Origin of the sequence: Geobacillus thermodenitrificans subsp. thermodenitrificans DSM 465 (genome assembly GCF_000496575.1) — a bacterium.
GTDB lineage: Bacteria > Bacillota > Bacilli > Bacillales > Anoxybacillaceae > Geobacillus > Geobacillus thermodenitrificans.
The window spans coordinates 200,687-218,794 of sequence record NZ_AYKT01000008.1 but is presented as its reverse complement, the minus strand read 5'-3'; the positions used below and the strand labels follow the sequence as shown (position 1 = coordinate 218,794).

At 50.5% G+C, this 18,108-nt stretch carries 14 protein-coding genes; 4 read left to right on the top strand and 10 right to left on the bottom strand.

What is annotated here, in order from left to right:
• Positions 1-89 precede the first annotated feature (89 nt).
• Together DSM465_RS19605 and speE are read left to right on the top strand one after the other, a co-directional pair.
• Complete coding sequence (locus tag DSM465_RS19605) at positions 90-242, top strand: hypothetical protein (protein WP_169817287.1); 153 nt, start codon at positions 90-92, stop codon at positions 240-242.
• Positions 243-322: 80 nt separating this feature from the next.
• Positions 323-1,195: a polyamine aminopropyltransferase gene (gene speE / locus DSM465_RS0110380; RefSeq protein ID WP_008881848.1), complete on the top strand. Its 873-nt coding sequence runs from the start codon at positions 323-325 to the stop codon at positions 1,193-1,195.
• 161 nt (positions 1,196-1,356) lie between these two features.
• Here speE and DSM465_RS0110375 read toward each other — a convergent pair whose 3' ends face one another.
• The 7 genes from DSM465_RS0110375 to treP form a co-directional block, all read right to left on the bottom strand.
• Positions 1,357-2,550 (bottom strand): acyl-CoA dehydrogenase family protein, encoded by a 1,194-nt coding sequence (locus DSM465_RS0110375; protein WP_029761307.1) that lies wholly within the window; start codon positions 2,548-2,550, stop codon positions 1,357-1,359.
• Between the two features lie 175 nt (positions 2,551-2,725).
• Complete coding sequence (locus DSM465_RS0110370; protein WP_029761306.1) at positions 2,726-4,225, bottom strand: aminotransferase class V-fold PLP-dependent enzyme; 1,500 nt, start codon at positions 4,223-4,225, stop codon at positions 2,726-2,728.
• Positions 4,226-4,342: 117 nt separating this feature from the next.
• A complete protein-coding gene (locus DSM465_RS0110365; protein WP_008881843.1) occupies positions 4,343-4,798 on the bottom strand; it encodes an acyl-CoA thioesterase in 456 nt (151 codons plus the stop codon).
• A 362-nt stretch (positions 4,799-5,160) separates the two neighbouring features.
• The gene (locus DSM465_RS0110360) at positions 5,161-6,573 is read right to left on the bottom strand and encodes a Na+/H+ antiporter NhaC family protein (RefSeq protein WP_011887440.1); all 1,413 of its coding nucleotides are present in this window, start codon (positions 6,571-6,573) and stop codon (positions 5,161-5,163) included.
• A 198-nt stretch (positions 6,574-6,771) separates the two neighbouring features.
• Positions 6,772-7,485 carry a trehalose operon repressor gene (gene treR / locus DSM465_RS0110355; protein WP_011887441.1) on the bottom strand — a complete coding sequence of 238 codons (714 nt, stop codon included), beginning with the start codon at positions 7,483-7,485 and terminating at the stop codon, positions 6,772-6,774.
• Positions 7,486-7,507: 22 nt separating this feature from the next.
• Positions 7,508-9,199 (bottom strand): alpha,alpha-phosphotrehalase, encoded by a 1,692-nt coding sequence (treC, locus tag DSM465_RS0110350; protein WP_029761305.1) that lies wholly within the window; start codon positions 9,197-9,199, stop codon positions 7,508-7,510.
• 110 nt (positions 9,200-9,309) lie between these two features.
• On the bottom strand, positions 9,310-10,725 hold the full coding sequence (gene treP / locus DSM465_RS0110345) for a PTS system trehalose-specific EIIBC component (protein ID WP_008881839.1): 1,416 nt from the start codon (positions 10,723-10,725) through the stop codon (positions 9,310-9,312).
• Positions 10,726-11,016: 291 nt separating this feature from the next.
• On the opposite strand from treP, the gene DSM465_RS0110340 reads away from it, so the two are divergent.
• Complete coding sequence (locus DSM465_RS0110340) at positions 11,017-11,724, top strand: MerR family transcriptional regulator (protein WP_029761304.1); 708 nt, start codon at positions 11,017-11,019, stop codon at positions 11,722-11,724.
• Positions 11,725-12,115: 391 nt separating this feature from the next.
• Here DSM465_RS0110340 and parC read toward each other — a convergent pair whose 3' ends face one another.
• From parC to DSM465_RS0110325, 3 genes are all read right to left on the bottom strand, one after another.
• Positions 12,116-14,560: a DNA topoisomerase IV subunit A gene (parC, locus tag DSM465_RS0110335; protein WP_029761303.1), complete on the bottom strand. Its 2,445-nt coding sequence runs from the start codon at positions 14,558-14,560 to the stop codon at positions 12,116-12,118.
• Between the two features lie 60 nt (positions 14,561-14,620).
• Complete coding sequence (gene parE / locus DSM465_RS0110330; protein ID WP_008881836.1) at positions 14,621-16,558, bottom strand: DNA topoisomerase IV subunit B; 1,938 nt, start codon at positions 16,556-16,558, stop codon at positions 14,621-14,623.
• Positions 16,559-16,717: 159 nt separating this feature from the next.
• Positions 16,718-17,137 carry a CoA-binding protein gene (locus tag DSM465_RS0110325; protein ID WP_008881835.1) on the bottom strand — a complete coding sequence of 140 codons (420 nt, stop codon included), beginning with the start codon at positions 17,135-17,137 and terminating at the stop codon, positions 16,718-16,720.
• A 550-nt stretch (positions 17,138-17,687) separates the two neighbouring features.
• Here DSM465_RS0110325 and DSM465_RS19880 point away from each other — a divergent pair.
• Positions 17,688-18,002: a hypothetical protein gene (locus DSM465_RS19880; protein ID WP_230459224.1), complete on the top strand. Its 315-nt coding sequence runs from the start codon at positions 17,688-17,690 to the stop codon at positions 18,000-18,002.
• The last annotated feature ends 106 nt before the right edge of the window (positions 18,003-18,108 follow it).

Below are 18,108 nucleotides of genomic sequence, written 5' to 3'. Positions count from 1 at the left end.
TTTGCGACGAACAATAGAAGCGGTCTTATCCAGATAGCGGTCACGCTTGGCGCTTTAGTGGATGATGAACACGAAAGGAGAAGGGAAAGATGCGAAAACGATGGATGCCGCTTGCTATCATTTGCACGTTATTGCTCAGCCTTTGCACCAGCTGCGGCGGCCATAACGAGGAGCAGCCGGAAAAACGAAATCAGTCATCGAACATGGGCGGTGGGATGAACACATCCGATACCGGCCGATAATCCCCTTTGTTTGCCACATTTCGCATAATATATTAAGATTAGAAAGGTGTGAGAAAATCTGCAAGACTAAGGAGGTAACAATGAAACACCAAGGAAACGCTTTGCCACCATATGTGCATTTGGACAATGGGGAGCTTTGGCTCACCGAAGATGACCGCGACAATTTAAAAATCAGCTATCGCATCAAAGAAGTAATCTTTGCCGAGCCGTCCGATTACCAGCATGTTATGATTTTGGATTCGTACGATTTTGGACGCATGCTTGTTCTTGACGGCGTCGTGCAAACGACTTCGATTGATGGCCATATTTATAACGAAATGATTACACACGTGCCGCTGCAGCTTCATCCAGAGGCAAAACAGGCGCTTATCATCGGCGGTGGCGACTGTGGAGCGGCTCGTGAAGCGGCCAAGTATGACCGTTTAGAGACGATCGAGATGGTCGAAATCGATGAAAAGGTCGTCCATGCATGCAAAGAACATTTACCGGCCGTCTCCGGCAACTTGTCTGATCCGCGCGTGAAGTTTATTTATGATGACGGCGTCGCGTTTGTACAAGGAAAAGAAGGCGTGTACGACGTCATTATGATCGACTCATCCGACCCAGTCGGCCCAGCCGAAGCGCTGTTTTCGTCGGAGTTTTATGCGAACGTGCACCGCGCGTTAAAAGAGGATGGGCTGATGGTGTGCCAAAGCCAGTCGCCGATTTTCCACCTAGATATTTTAAAGCGCACATACCGCAACATTCGTGAATTGTTCCCGCATGTGCTCGTGTATACGGCGGTCGTGCCGACATACCCGGGCGGAATGTGGAGCTTTACGATCGGCTCGAAACGGCCGCTAGATTTCCCGGCACAGACGACGATTCCAAACGATACGAAATACGTCAATGATGCCGTTTTCCGCCAATGTTTCTCCTTGCCGGAATTTTTGCGTTCGGCCCTGGAGGAGTAATGGTGCCAAAAAGAAGGGTGTCTCAAAAAAACAACGAGACACCCTCTTTTTTATATACACGTTAAATGATTTTGCTGTTCTATATAGGTGTTTAGCCGGCTCTTTGAATCCTCCCTTTTTGTGTTACCCGCATCTGATGCCTCCTCTTAGAGAAAGCTCTTTTATTGGTTGCTTGAGCCGCCTAGCGGGTGGTGAGATAGTGCTCGTTTAGCCAGCCATGCGAGCGTCAAGTCATCAGCGGGGGGGTTATGCAGCCCGGCGCGGATGTCGCGGTAATAGCGGCCGAGCGGATTGTCAGCAAACAAGCTTTGCCCGCCGACGATGCGCATCGCCATATCGACGACCTCGAGTGCTGTATTTGTGGCAACTAGCTTCGCGGCCGCCAGCTCCTCTTTCATCTCGGCTCGTTTATCCGGATAGCGATCCCATAAGTCAGCGATCGCGTACAGAAAATGGCGCGCGTGGGCAAGCCGCCATTCCATTTCGGCGATCTTTCGCTGCACTTCTGGCGTTGAAGCGATCGGATGGGACAATGTGTTCGGCTGATACGTCTGCGCGAAGCGGATCGCTTCATTGCGAGCCGCAATGGCGATGCCTAAGTAGCAAGCCGGAACGTGCAACAACCATCCTTGTGCTGGAGCGGTTTCATTCGACTTCCCGAGGATTTCCACAAGCGCATCCTTCTCGACTTCAACACCATCAAGGATGAGGTCGTCGCTACGCGTCGCCCGCATACCGAGCGTGTTCCATGTCGGCTCAATGCGCATGCCCGTAGCGGACATTGGGATGAGAAATTCACCGACTTCGCCGCTGTCTTCGATGGTGGCGGAAATCAATACGTAATCTAACGCCGGGGCCAACGAGGCAAACGATTTGCGCCCGCAGAGCATAAAGCGGCCATTGCGGAGGGCGGCTTTTGTTTCAGGTTTTCCGCCGCGCGCTGGGCTGCCGGTTGCCCGTTCGGAGTGGGCGCTGTTAATGAGCGCATGGCGTTTGACAACTTCTTCGGCCAAGCGGGCGAGCGTCGATTCCGGCCAGCGGCGGAGTAAAAACAGACGCATCAGAATGCTCGCGTGCCATCCGAACGACAAGGCGGTGGCGCCGCTGCCTTGAGCGAGCATTTCTTGCACAAGTACCAATTCATAAAGCGACGCCCCGTGGCCACCGTATTCGGTGGGAACCGTGAGCGAAAGAAATCCGGCTTCTTTTAAGTCAGCAAAATCAGCAAACGGGAACTCCGCCCGTTCGTCATAATCTGCCGCCCGCGCCGCAAAACGCTCAGCGAGGTGCCGAGCTTGTTCATACAGTTCCCGTTCCCGCTCGTTTCGCACGAGCAAATGATACAATTCGTTCATCGCTCTCCCCTTCTTTTGTTGTTAAGATGATTTCATTGTACCGGTTTTGATGAAGGGTGAAAACAAAAACGCTTAAACGCCCACCGATGCCCATGTCATCCTGAATTCGGGGAGATAAAAAATAGCCGTCTTGGTCTTCAGACGACTAGGACAGCAAAGATAACCAAAACGAAGATTAAAAGAGAAAAAAAGACCGAATATACCGATCATCGCCACGGTGAACAAACTCGTTTTTTGCTTCGTCATATTCGTATTCGTCTTGCCAGCGGCAGCCATCACGTGCAATTTGACGGACAGCATGAATAATCGTGTACACTTCTTCGTTTGTCATCGTCGGATGGAGCGATAAACGTACCCATCCTGGTTTGGCGAGGGCGTTGCCGCTTTTGACTTCCTCAAGCAAGGCAGCCGACTGTTCTTTGTCAATGCCAAGCAAGTAATGTCCGTACGGCCCGGCGCATGAGCAGCCGCCGCGCGCCTGAATGCCAAAGCGGTCGTTTAGCAGTTTGACGACAAGATTATAATGAAGTCCTTCGATTACAAACGAAACAATACCAAGCCGATCACTTCGATGCCCTTCTAGCACATGAACGCCGGGGATTTTCTGCAGCGCCGGCAGGAGAAGCGAAACGAGCTCTTTTTCCCGAGCGCGCATCTTCGCAATATTCATCTGTTCTTTCAGTTGAATGGCGAGCGCTGCTTTAATCGTTTGCCAAAACGGCGGTGTGCCCCCGTCTTCCCGTTCTTCAATCGCCTCTACGTACTCATAATGCCCCCATGGATCGGTCCAATACACCGTCCCACCGCCCGGATGATCCGGCGCATGCTGGCGGTAAAGGCGTCCGTCAAACACGAGCACGCCAGCACTCCCCGGCCCGCCAAGAAACTTATGCGGAGAAAAATAAATCGCATCAAGCTTTTTCATTGGATCATCCGGATGCATATCAATGCGGACGTACGGAGCGGAAGCGGCAAAATCAACGAAACAAAGCCCGCCGTATTCATGCATAAGTTTAGCTAGTTCATGGTATGGCGTCTCTAGGCCGGTGACGTTCGAGCAGGCAGTGAATGCACCGATTTTTTGCGGCCGATGGCGGTAGCGTTCAAGCAATTCGCGTAAATGGTCAAGGTCCACCTCGCCGCTAGCGGTCGGACGAACCGTTACGACCTCAGCGATCGTTTCGGCCCATGATAATAAATTCGAATGGTGCTCCATATGCGTGACAAAAACGACCGGTCGTTCGTCATTAGTAAGCGCCAGGCGCGATTTCCATTGTTCTGGCACACGCAAGCCAAGCAGGCGCTGCAGTTTGTTGACAGCGCTCGTCATGCCGGCTCCTTGCATGATCAACACATCGCCTCTCCCTGCGTGAACGTGCTGTTTGATAATTTCTTTCGCATATTGATACGCAAGCGTCATTTTCGTTCCGGTCACATTCGACTCCGTATGCGTGTTGCCGACAAACGGGCCGAGCTCGTGCACCATTTTTTCTTCAATCGGTCGGTATAACCGCCCGCTTGCTGTCCAATCGGCGTAAATGAGCCGCTGTTCACCAAATGGTGTAGAAAATGGGTGAAACCGGCCGATTGTTCCGTCGCGAAACGGCTGGAAGTGTGTCTCAAGCTCGCCGCGACATGTATATGTTGCGCTCCCGATCGTCGCGCGAATTGTCATGATCGTTCCTCCCTTTTCTGAGTCACCCTACTCATACCATATGTGGCCATTGGGCAGTTTGGTCCAGAGAAAACGAATGAAGACAAAAAAAACCGCCTTGTTGGCGGATGACACAATTCAAACGTTGTCATTGTTTTTTGCACCGAAGGGACGAACGGCCTCCTCGGCATCGGAGACGAGGTATTGCGCGAGCAACGCCCGCAAGTCATCAGGCAGCGGCTCACTCGCTTGTGTATGGAAATTGAAGTAAACGACCGCTGCTTCTCCGATGGCAATGAGTTTATTCGTCTCGTCTTCGATGATGCGGTGAATGCATTGAAAGCTTTTATGGCCGATGCGGGAAACGTTCGTCTCCACGCGAAGTCGCCGGCCAAAAAACCCTTGGTTGACAAAATCGCATTTCGCGGACGCCAAAATAAAGTGCCAATCACCAGTTTGTCCCCCGTAGCTCAATTCATCGAATAAACGAGTGCGTGCTTCTTCCAAATAAATGAAATAGCTAATATTGCTCAAATGTCCAAGCGCATCGGTTTCGCAAAAACGCGGGTTAACTGTAATCGTATGTGTTTTCATCGTTCTCCCTCTCCCCTTCTTTTTTGTCCCCGTTGTCCTTGAGGTCGTCCTTTTCACACCTTTGACAGGAGCTGATCAAGGGCGGCGAAGCTGCTTCTGGGAACAGTAGAAGCATCTATGGGCAACCAAAGGCATTAGGAGGATTCCTAACGAATGAGTTCGTGTGGAGTGTTCATCACACCATTTGACACTCCTTTTTTCGTGAAATCAAGCCCTAACGCTCGGTTACCGACTAGTCAGTATGTTGTTTTTATCATAGCTTGACTTGCTTATGGAATGCAACTGTTTTGTTTTTATTGATTATTTAGAACATGGTTTTATGTTATAAATATTAGAAAAGAATGGGCCGGAACCTGCTCCTCCTAACCGGCCCAAAGTGGCAAAAATACGTATCCGGCAAGCGATAAACCAGCGCAAATAAGAGAGATGCGCAGTTTGTATTTGGCATAGCCCATTAAATCCATATCCATAATTGCTGCGGTCGTAATCGTTGTATCGCCAAGCGGCGAAGCGAATGCCCCGAACGTTCCACTTGCAAACACGGCGCCGACCGTCATCTCAAGCGGCGCTCCGGTCGCATGGGCAAGTGTGACGCCAAGCGGCATAAAAATGCCCCATGTCCCCCATGACGATCCGATAAAATAAGACAGAAACGAACCGGCTAAAAACACCGCCGCCGGCACGAACGGCCCCGGAATCCACGTGCCGAACGTCGATGCCACGTAAGTGGTAAATCCGAGCTCACCCGCCACCGCCGATACAGCCCAAACGAGAATCAACATGCCGATCGGCGCCATGAGCTCGTTGCCTCCGGCAAAAAAATGATAAATCAGCTCCGAGAGCGACTGCCTGCGCCACAAATAAAACACCATCGACAAAAGAATCGTCACAAACAGTGCCAGCAACATCGCCCATGTCGCATCGGCTTCGGAAAACGCCTCAAGCCAATCACTTGCCCCGCGTTGCCGTCCGTCATAGACAAAAAAGGCAAACGTCAATCCAAGCAACAACGCTAACGGCACGAAGAGATGAAGCGGCTCTCCGGCGATCAGTGCCAGTTCTTTGCGCAGCCCGAGACCGTGCAATTCATTCGTTTCCCCTTCCCCTTTTTTCGCCCGCGGTTTACCAATCCGAATGTTCAACATCGTCGTCAACAACCCGACAATAAGAGCGATGATGGCAAACAAGTTGTACGGCAAGCTACGCAAAAAGATATCATATGCCGATTCACCAATATCGTTTTGTGCCAGCGCTGCCGCCACGACCGAAGTCATAAAACCGACAAACGCCGTCGCTGCCGGCAAAAGCACGATGATCGGCTCGGTCGAAACATCGATGATGTACGCCATGCGGCGGCGGTCGATGCGAAACTGGCGAAGCACGGCTTTCATCACTGGACCAAGCAGCATAATGCGGAACATCGGCATGAAAAACGTCACTGGCACCGTCAGCCAAACAAATAAAAGTAGTCCACGCTTCGTGTGGATGCGCCCGGAAAGCCTCTCGACGAATCCTTTGACCCCGCCGGTAATTTGCATCATGCCGACAAGCGAACCGAACAAATAGAGAAACGCAGCGATTTTTATATGTTCAAGATCGCTGAGAGAACGAAGAATGGCGGAAACAGCCCGCTCGATAGCACCAATGACCGACTGTTCCAGACAGAGCGCCCCTACGAGCAGGCCGACCACCAACCCAGGCAAAATTTCTTTCAGCCAAATAGCAAGTGGAATGATGAGAAGAAAAGGCAATAGCGACCACCATGTTCCTTCCACGTCGGCGTCCCCCTTTCTGATGCCGCTGTTAACAAGGATAGCCATAACTGTGATTGTTTATGATTTTAATTGATTATTTAGAACATAGTTTTATTTTTTATCAAAACAAACAATAAAAAAACGCCGCGTCGTAAGACGCAGCGTGGCATCAAAACGTATCCGTCACCGCCTAATCTAATCACACACGGTCGGGCTCTGTCATTTCCGACGCGCGAAATCGACAAACCGGAACTTGTCAAGTCGGTGCCGCGATTCCGTGTATTGGAACAAGGTGGCGTCGTTTAAATAGACGTAGTTTCTAACGACGACGACGCGGTCATCGCCATTGAGATCCAAATAGCGACGGTCTTCCTCGGTTGCCTCATCGACGGACATTTCTTTTTTCGCAAAGCTGATCGGCAAATGCAGTTTGGTTTCTAAGTATTCATAAATCGAGTCTTCACAAATCTCTTTTGTCAACAGCGGGACGTTCTTTTTTAAGAAAAAGTCTTTATCTAAAATAATCCGCTCCCCGTCAATTTCACGGACACGCACGACTTTCCACACATCATCTTTGCTTGTTGCACGCAGTTGCTGTTTAAGCTCAGCATCCGGTTTGATCAGTTCCAGTTCATGGACGATCGTCCGCACCGGCTGTTTCATCGTTTGCGCCAGTTCTTTAAAGCTGACCAACCCGGAGACGGGAAAGGCGTATCTACCAACATCAAGCACGATCGACCCTTTTCCTTTCATTTTTTGAATATACCCGTGTTCGGACAATAAATTGAGCGCCTTACGGATCGTCTCGCGCGATGTCTTGTACCGAACAGCCAGCTCATTTTCTGACGGCAACTTATCGTACGCCTTCCATTCCCCGTCGCGGATGCGGGAAGCAAGATCGTGATAAATAGCTAAATATTTGTTTTCATGCATCATCATCACCGTCTGTATTGTATCATGGACGGCGCAGAAGATAAACAACCGATTCGTACGGACGTAGCGCCATACGACGGAAATCGGCCGGTGCGTCCGGATAATTGGCGATCAACAATTCACCCGTATAGTCATTCGCTCCTGCTTCTTCCGGCAGCGTAAACGTCGTTTCCACCGGGTAAAAGTTGTTGACGACAAGCAGCTTTTCCCCATCACCATGACGCATATAGGCGAAGAGATGCGGATCATCGGCAAGGAGCAGCTCATAACGGCCAGTCGTAATAATGTCATACTGCTTGCGCAGCTCAATGAGCCGCTTATAGTGATAAAAAATCGAATCACGATCGGCCAGTGCCTGCTTCACGTTAATGTGCCGATAATTATCGGCAACGCGAATCCACGGCGTCCCGGATGTAAACCCAGCGTGCAAGCTGTCGTCCCATTGCATCGGCGTGCGCGAATTGTCGCGCGATTTCCGCCGCAAAATCTCGAGTACTTCTTGCTCACTTTTGCCTTGCTCTTGCAAGATCCGGTACATATTGAGCGACTCCACGTCGCGATAGTCGCCAATATCGTTGAATTTCGGGTCGGTCATGCCGATTTCTTCGCCCTGATAAATGTATGGCGTCCCTTGCATGAGATGAATCGTCGTCGCCAGCATCTTCGCTGATTCTTTCCAATACTCCCCATCATCACCGTAGCGCGACACGATGCGCGGTTGGTCGTGGTTGCACCAAAAGAGCGCATTCCATCCTCCGCCTTCGTGCATTCGCACTTGCCACTCCGACAAAATGCGTTTTAAAGCGAGAAAATCAAACGGAGCGACGGCCCATTTTTCCCCGTTTGGGTAATCGACTTTCAAGTGATGGAAATTAAACGTCATGTTCAGCTCGTTATTTTCCGGATTCGTGTAACGGATGCAATGATCGATCGTCGTCGACGACATTTCTCCCACTGTCATGACGTCATATTTCGAAAACACTTCCCGGTTCATTTCTTGTAAAAATTCATGGATGCGCGGCCCATCCGTATAGAAGCGGCGCCCATCCCCCGGTGGAATCGAGCCGTCATCGTCTGGGAAATGTTGGTCTTTGGACAACAAGTTGATGACATCCAATCGGAAGCCGTCGACCCCTTTTTTCAGCCAAAAATGCATCATGTCATAAATGCGGCGGCGCAGCTCTTCGTTTTCCCAGTTCAAGTCGGCTTGTGTCACATCGAACAAATGCAAATAATATTGCCCGGTTTGTTCATCGTATTCCCACGCCGAACCGCCGAATTTCGACTGCCAGTTGTTCGGAGCGCTACCGTCCGCCTTCGGGTCGCGCCAAATGTAAAAATGACGGTACGGGTTCGTTTTCGATGTGCTCGCTTGCTTGAACCATTCATGGTCAGTCGACGTATGGTTGACGACCATATCCATGACAAGCTTCATGCCGCGCGCATGCACTTCCTCAAGCAACCGGTCAAAATCATCCATTGTTCCGTACTCGTGATGAATGGCGAAATAATCGCTAATGTCGTAGCCGTTATCGCGCTGCGGCGAAGCGTAAATTGGCGTCAGCCAAATGACATCGACGCCCAGTTCTTTCAAGTAATCGAGCTTTTCGATGATGCCCGGCAAATCGCCGATACCATCCCCATTCGTATCACGGAAACTCTTCGGATAAATTTGATAAACAACCGCCTTTTTCCACCACGGTGTTGTTGACACGTTTCTTCACCTCGTTTGTTGACTTCGACAATGAATGAAAAACATACCATTGGCGTTGGCAGCCAATGGTATGTCAGCGAATGCATCATTACCTCAATAAATGTGAACCATTAGCGTGCCACTTTGCGCACTTTGCCGAAAACAAATGTCAGCACAAACGGCACTACAATGGCAATCGCCATCCCGATAAAGAACGGGACCCATTTCTGTGGCACGATCGACAAGAAGCCCGGCAGACCGCCGACGCCGATCGATGGAGCAAGGACTTTATTGAGTGTGATAAACATGCCGGCAATCGCTGCCCCTGTCATCGCTGCAATAAACGGGAATCGGAAGCGCAAGTTGACCCCGAACATCGCCGGCTCGGTAATGCCGAGATAGGCCGAAACCGCTGAAGTGAACGACAAGCCGCGCAGCTTTTCGTCTTTTGCGACAAACATCATCGCTAATGCCGCAGAGCCTTGAGCGATATTCGACATGACTAAAATCGGCCATAAGAACGTGCCGCCCGTGCTAGCAATCAGCTGCAAATCAACCGGCAAGAACGTATGGTGCATCCCGGTAACGACAAGCGGCGCATACAGCGCTCCATACAGCAAACCACCAATGGCTGGAACGTTGTCAAAAATTCCGACAAACAAGTTCGTAATCGCGTTCCCGATCGCGAACGTGATCGGTCCGATGGCGATAAACGCCAAGAAACCTGTCACGAGCAAGGCAAGCGGTGCGACAAGCAACAGTTGAAACGCATCCGGAATGCGGTTGCGCAAAAACAGCTCGATCTTCGCCAATACGTACGAAGCAACTAACACAGGCAGCACTTGCCCTTGATAGCCGACTTTTTGCACATCAAACCCGAATAAGTTCCAAACTGGGATTTCTCCTTCTTGTTTTGCTGCTCCCCAGCCCCAAGCATTCAGCAAATCCGGGTGGACGAGCATCAAGCCAAGAACAATCCCCAACAGCGGACTGCCTCCGAATTTTGTCACCGCCGACCAACCGATCAACCCCGGCAGGAAGACAAACGCCGTATTGGCGATCAAGTTGATCATATTCGCCAAATCTGCCCATTCTTGATGCACATCGACAAACGATTTCCCCTCATAAAAAATGTCTGGACCGGTCAAAACGTTATTAATTCCCATTAACAGACCAGCTGTGACGATCGCCGGCAAAATCGGGATAAAAATGTCAGCGAGCGTCTTAATGGCGCGTTGCAGCGGATTGAGCTTCGCTTCCGCCGCATCTTTAATTTCCTGTTTCGTCGCCCGGCCAATGCCAGTCAACTCAACGAGTTCGTTATACACTTTATCAACGAGCCCTTGACCGATGACAACTTGAAACTGGCCGTTTGCCGAAAACGACCCTTTCACTACATCAATGCGTTCAAGCGCTTCTTTATCCACTTTTCCTTCGTCTTTGAGCGCAAACCGGAGCCGTGTCACACAATGTGTGGCGGCGACGATGTTCTCTTTGCCGCCGATGGCCTCAACGATTTGTGCAGCTGCTTGTGCATATGCCCCCATTATGAATGCCTCCTTTTTCTTTCTCTCGCTTTCAATTGCGTTAAATCGCTTTCAGCAACCGGTTGCAAAAAAAACTTGTATATACATCCTGAACTCATTCTATCTTGTATATACAAGTTTGTCAACGTCTTTTTTCGATAAGAATTTACACGATTCGACAAAGATTGTTTGTTTTTTGCTAACTTCCACTTCTTTTGTTATGTTTTGTCAGACAGCAGGAAAATAAACTGTGGAGTGGGAAAATAAAACATAGCCATCATAAATGTGGAAAGAAAGGATGAGGGGAACGCCATGAAGACATATACACTCCGCGAAGCAGCGAAAAAAATCGGGGTCACAGCCCGCGACTTGAAACAATGGGAAAAACAATTTGCCCAATGGATTACAATCCCTCGCACCTCCCAAGGGGCACGCATTTACACCGAAGAGCTTATCAACCAGTTCCGCCATATCCGAACACTGCTCGCTGACGGTCGCCGCCCGCACGAGATCATTGCGGAATTGAAACAAGCGAACGAACCGTCCGCTCCCCCGGAATCTGCGGTCATGGAAGGGGTAATTATCGATGTTCCTCGCTTGCTGCGCCATGGCGCCCCATACATAGCCGAGCAGCTGGCTGCCCGCATGAAAGACGACATCGTCGACGCTCTGAAGCAGGAAACGGTCGCTGTCGTGCGCCAGGCGATGGATGAAGTAAGAGGGAAGCTTGATGATATCGGGGAGCAAACGACGTCAGCTGCTGAAACAGTGCGCCGCTCACTTCATGATTACAAAGAAGCTTGGCAACAAAAAACCGAGCAACTGCATGAACATTTGGAAACGGTCGTCGCATTTTGTCACGAGGAAAAGACAAGGCAGGAAGAAGAGCGAAAACAGCTCGAACAGCGCATTTTAGAGCGGGAGAAAGCGTTCCGCGAACTTGTTCTTTCCTTCCGCCAAACAGCGACAAGCGCCGTGGCCGCCCGAACCCGGACGAACAAATGGTGGAAGTTTTGGTGAAGGAACGAGTAGAGGATGTGCTTCTCCCCTTTTTAAGGGGGAGGAAACACGATGATTATCAACGAACTTGGGGCTGATCCCAAAACAAAAGTACGTTTTGGGATCAGCCCCAATTCTTGCAAATTGATGTGAACCACTTTTACAAGTCTGTATCTTGTCCCTCTTTTGAAGACAGATGGCCTTTTGCATGCACTCCTTTTTCGCTCGAATTCACAAGAGCTGAACGGCTTCGTTTGACATGCCGATCTTGCTTATTACATCTGTTTTCCCTTACAAGTTTGCTACGAACCGTCAATGAATCCCCGCCTAGTACAAGTTTGACCAATCGTCGGCCCTCAGTTCAACCGACAGCGGCTCACCTTATGGATAGCGGATTCTTGGCGTTTCCCCCTCATTCCTCTTCCCCTTTTCCTAACAACTTCTCTGGCTCTTTCCAAACGTCGATCACCATCCCGGCTTCGTCGGTATCGATGAGGAATGAACCAGTGCCGTAGCGATCGGTCAAGCGGAGTGAAGCAACATCGACCGTTTCGGCGACCCCTTTTTCCGTCCGCATTCCGATCATTTCTTCACCATCATTAGTCATGACGGCTCCGACGATTCGGTGCGGGTTGGATTTCACCTCGCGCACAATCATCACTCCACGTCTCGCGCGCGATGTCGGTTCGAATTCGCTAAGAGCCATTTTTTTCACCGCTCCGCGCTGTGTCACGACAATGAGAGAACCGCTCTCTTCAGGACGAATCGGGCAGACCGCGGCAACAAAATCGCCCTCTTTAAGTTGAATGCCTTTCACCCCGGCGGCACGCACGCCGACCAAACTGATTTCCTCTTCAGCAAACAAGAGCGCATAGCCATCATGCGTCGCCATCCAAATAAGGCCGCGGCCGTCGGTCGCGTAGACGGCGATCACCTGATCATCGCCTTTTAGATTGACTGCCACAAGCGGGCGTGTATAGCGCTGCACTTGGTACTGCGAAAGCTCCGTCCGCTTTACCATCCCATGCTTTGTCACAAAGACAAGCTGCTCATTCGTTTCAAAAGAGGAAACCGGAACAACCGCAACAAGTTCATCATCGCGCTCGATCGGAATGAGGCTTGAAATATGCTGGCCAACGTCTTTCCAGCGAATGTCCGGCAACGTGTGCACCGGGCAATACAAATAATATCCCCGGCGGGTGAACAACAAGAGTACATCCGTCGTGTTCATCTCTAACTGGGCGAGCAATCGGTCTGTCTCTTTCATCCCGATGTCCTGGCCGTTGGACGCACTGTAAGAACGGTAGCTCGTTCGTTTCACATATCCTTCTTTTGTCACCGTCACGATGACATCTTCCGCTGGAATGAGTGCTTCGACGTTGACTTTCAGCTCCTCAATCTCCTCTTCAATGACCGTTCGCCGTTCATCAGCGTATTGCTTTTTCATCGACTTCAACTCTTTTTTAATGACCGCAAGAAGCTTTTTCTCATCAGCTAGAATCGCGGTCAGCTCGGCGATCGTTTTGTCGAGCCCTTCCGCCTCTTGACGGAGTGCCGTAATGTCCGTATTCGTCAACCGATACAGCTGAAGCGTCACGATCGCCTCCGCCTGCGCTTCGGTAAATCCGTAGTTAGCAATCAGCCGGTCTTTGGCGTCCCGCTTGTCGCTTGAGGCGCGAATCGTCGCGATCACCTCGTCCAAAATGGAAAGCGCCTTAATTAAACCATCAACAATATGTTTCCGCTCATTCGCTTTTTTCAGTTCAAAATGAGAACGGTTCGTGACGACGTCTTTCCGATGAGCGATATAGGCGTCAAGCAGCTCCGGCAAGCTCATCAATTTCGGCCGGCGCTCGTGAATCGCCACCATATTGAAGCTGTACGGCACTTGCAAGTCAGTATTCTTGTATAAATAGTTGAGAATCGCTTCCGCATCCGCATCTTTTTTCAGTTCAATCACGATCGACAGCCCGTTCCGGTCCGTTTCGTCACGGACATCAGCGATGCCATCCAGCTTTTTGTCCAAGCGAAGCTCATCGATTTTTTTTACTAAGTTGGCTTTGTTCACTTCATAAGGCAACTCGGTAATCATGATATGCCGTTTTCCGCCTTTTGCCTGCTCGATCGTCGCTTTGGCGCGGATGATGATTTTTCCGCGACCGGTCTCGTACGCCTTGCGAATGCCGTCCTTCCCTTGGATAATGCCGCCGGTCGGAAAATCGGGACCGGGAAGAACCGTCATCAAGTCATCGACGGTGCAATTCGGCCGGTCGATTCGCAATAAGACGGCATCGATGACTTCACCGAGCGCATGCGGCGGAATGTCCGTCGCATAGCCAGCCGAAATACCGGTCGAACCGTTTACGAGCAGGTTCGGAAACATTGCCGGCAAGACAGTCGGCTCGTTCGTCGTATCATCAAAGTTCGGCACAAAGGCGACCGTTTCTTTGTCAATGTCGCGAAGCAGCTCGGCGGCGATGGCTGACAGGCGCGCCTCCGTGTAACGCATCGCCGCCGGCGGATCGCCGTCCAAGCTCCCGTTGTTGCCGTGCATTTCGATAAGCACGTTACGTAGCTTCCAGTCTTGGCTCATCCGCACCATCGCCTCATACACTGACGAATCGCCATGCGGATGGAAGTTGCCGATCACGTTCCCGACTGTTTTTGCCGCTTTGCGAAACGGCTTATCGGCCGTATTGCCATCGACGTACATGGCATATAAAATACGGCGCTGCACCGGCTTTAACCCGTCACGCGCATCAGGCAGCGCCCGGTCTTGGATGATATATTTACTGTAGCGGCCAAAGCGGTCGCCAAGCACATCCTCTAAAGGCAATTCCAACAATCGTTCTGCCATCATCATTCTCCTTTCACAACGAACTTCAGCGGCAAAAAGGCGGCTTGCCTCAAGCCGCCATCAGCCGATCCAACCTGGCTCTTCTTCGAGTCCAAAGGCGACGTGCGTTTCGATCCATTTGCGGCGCGGCTCGACTTTGTCACCCATGAGCGTCGTCACCCGCCGCTCGGCGCGGGCGGCGTCTTCGATGCGTACGCGAATTAACGTGCGCGTCTCTGGGTTCATCGTCGTTTCCCACAGCTGATCGGCGTTCATTTCACCAAGCCCTTTGTAGCGCTGAATCGTATAGCCGCGCCCCATTTTTTTCGTGATCTCCCTAAGCTGCTCATCCGTCCACGCATACTCCACTGTTTCCTTTTTGCCGCTTCCTTTACTGATTTTGTAAAGCGGTGGCAAGGCAATGTATACTTTCCCTGCTTCAATAAGCGGACGCATATAGCGATAAAAAAACGTGAGCAGGAGCACTTGAATATGGGCGCCGTCCGTGTCGGCGTCTGTCATGATGATCACTTTGTCGTAGTTAATGTCCTCAATCGAAAAATCAGCGCCGACACCGCCGCCAATGGCATGAATGATCGTATTGATTTCCTCATTTTTTAAAATATCGCCAAGCTTCGCTTTTTCAGTGTTAATGACTTTCCCGCGCAGCGGCAGCACCGCCTGAAAACGGCGGTCACGCCCTTGCTTCGCCGAGCCGCCCGCTGAGTCGCCTTCGACCAAATACAGCTCGTTTTTTTGCGGATTGCGCCCTTGTGCCGGCGTCAACTTGCCGCTTAAAAGCGCCTCTTTTCCTTTCCGCTTTTTGCCGCTTCGCGCTTCCTCGCGCGCTTTGCGGGCCGCTTCACGCGCTTGATACGCCCGGATCGCCTTTTTAATGAGCATCGCACTCACATCTGGGTTTTCTTGCAAAAAGTAGGTCAACTGTTCAGACACGACCGCATCAACAGCCGAACGCGCCTCGCTCGTCCCAAGCTTGCCTTTTGTCTGTCCTTCAAACTGCAACAAATGCTCCGGAATGCGCACCGAGACAATCGCTGACATCCCTTCACGAATATCAGTTCCTTCAAGGTTTTTATCCTTTTCTTTTAATAAGCCGACACGGCGCGCATATTCGTTAAAGACGCGTGTCATCGCCGTTTTCGCCCCGGCTTCGTGCGTGCCTCCGTCTTTTGTGCGCACATTGTTGACAAACGACAAGACGTTTTCCGAGTAGCCGTCATGAAATTGAAACGCAAACTCGACTTCAATGCCGTTTTGCTCGCCGGCAAAATAGGCGACCGGATGGAGCACGTCTTTTTCTTCATTCAAATAGGCAACAAACGCTTCAATCCCGTTTTCGTAATGAAACACCTCGCGCATGCCGGTCCGTTCATCGACAAGTTCGATTTTCAGCCCTTTTAACAAAAACGCCGATTCGCGCAGCCGTTCGCTTAACGTTTCATAATCGAACACCGTTGTGCTGAAAATCGTCGGGTCAGGTTTAAATTGAATGATTGTCCCCGTTTTGTTTGTCGTTCCGATGTTTTCAAGCGTCGTCACCGGCTTGCCGCCGTTCTCAAACCGTTGCCGATAGATAAAGCCGTCGCGATGAATCGTGACAACAAGCCATTCGGATAGGGCGTTGACGACTGATGCCCCGACCCCGTGCAAACCACCGCTCGTTTTATACCCGCCTTGACCGAACTTACCGCCGGCATGCAGCACAGTCAAAATCACTTCCGGCGTCGGTTTGCCGAGCTTATGCATTCCGACCGGCATGCCGCGCCCTTCGTCCAAAACGGTGACACTGTTATCTTTATGTATTTGAACAAGAATGTAATTTCCGTATCCAGCCAATGCCTCGTCAACGGAGTTGTCGACAATTTCATAGACAAGATGATGCAGGCCGCGGCTGTCAGTGCTGCCGATGTACATGCCCGGCCGCTTTCTCACCGCCTCAAGCCCTTCTAATACTTGAATCGCATCTTCGTTATATTCGTATACCGTTCGTTTTGCCACAAGGCCACCCCTTCCTGCCAAAACAAGAACATCTGTTTCTGTTTTATTGTACCATAAAATACCCGGCTGTCCATTGTCTTTTGACAACGCCTGACAAAATCGGACAAATGCGCCGAAAAAACGAAAGGACCATCTCGGAGAAGATGGTCGTTTCGTTCGTTACGCGCGCTTCGTGAGCGCATGTTCCACTTTAATGCAGCGGTCCATAATGACCGTATAGCCTTTTTCTTTTAAAAAGCGGTACGCTTCTTCGTTGACGACGCCAAGTTGAGCCCAAAACACGTCAGCGTCGATTTGCACAAACTCGCGGGCGAGTTCCGGCAGATGTTCAGAGCGGCGGAACACATTAACAATATCAACATGCCCTTGAATATCTGTCAGTTTGTCCACCGCCGGAATGCCTTCCCATTCATCAATCATCGGATTGACAGGAATAATTTCGTATCCGGCATCTTTCATCGCTTTCGTCACCATGTATGATTCGCGCTCCGGGTTGTTGGACAAACCGACTACCGCAATTCGCTTCGCCTTCCGCAAAATATCGCCGATCTCGTCCCGGCTTGGGTTTACAATGGACATCGGGTTCTCTCCTTCCTTCATTCCCTTTACTCGTCGTACTAGTTTCGCCGTCTAGAAATGAAAATCCTGCCGTGCTCATGGGAAATAAGAAAAAATCATCGGTCTTTCCTACGCGACGATAGGCGTAGTCCCAACGAACCGGCAACACACAGTTGTCCTTTATCTTCCCCGAAATAACGGCGTCTAAAACAGCTCCCTCCTCTTTTCCATGGTTTCCGCCGCCGAAGGTAGACGTTTTCCGCATATCTCGATCAACTATGTGAGATGCTAAGCAAAGACAAGGGAGGGTTGTTCGTGAATTATCAAGCATATTGGAAAGAAATCAACCAAACACGCGAACAGCTGCACAGGCTACTCCAATCGTATTGGAGCGACTACTCCGGCGTTGGAACGTGGCCGTTTTGGCTGATCTTCACTTTTCTCATCGTTCCTTTAGTGTTGCTTTTTTCACCGTCGACCGGAAACGGATCTTCGAAATCTTTTTTTTTTTGGCTACACTATTCACATATTATGGACCTATACTTACATCGCTTTAGAAAACGCCATGTATTTGTCACCACGTTATTTTTTAACGCCGTTTTTGCCGTTTGCCTTAAACATTACCGCCTCGGTGTTGCCCGTCGGTTTTTTGTTGCTTTATCAATATTGTACGAACCACAACAAAAATTTTTATTTATATACGATATTGTTAAGCGCAATATTTGCTTTCGGACTCGCCTCGCTTGAGCAGTGGCTTGGTTTGCTTGAATTGCACGGAGGGTTGCGCAAGTTCCATCTTTTCCTTATCGACTTAATAATCGTGTTCATTACCTATGGGGCGACACGCCTTCTCGTTCGCATCCAGGCCAACCATCACGCTACCTGAACTCCTGATGACAAAAGAGCCGTTCACTTTTTGACGCAATGTGAACCGCATTCAACAGTCGATGCGTAAATGGCCGCAACAAGCCTAAGACACCACAAACACCGTT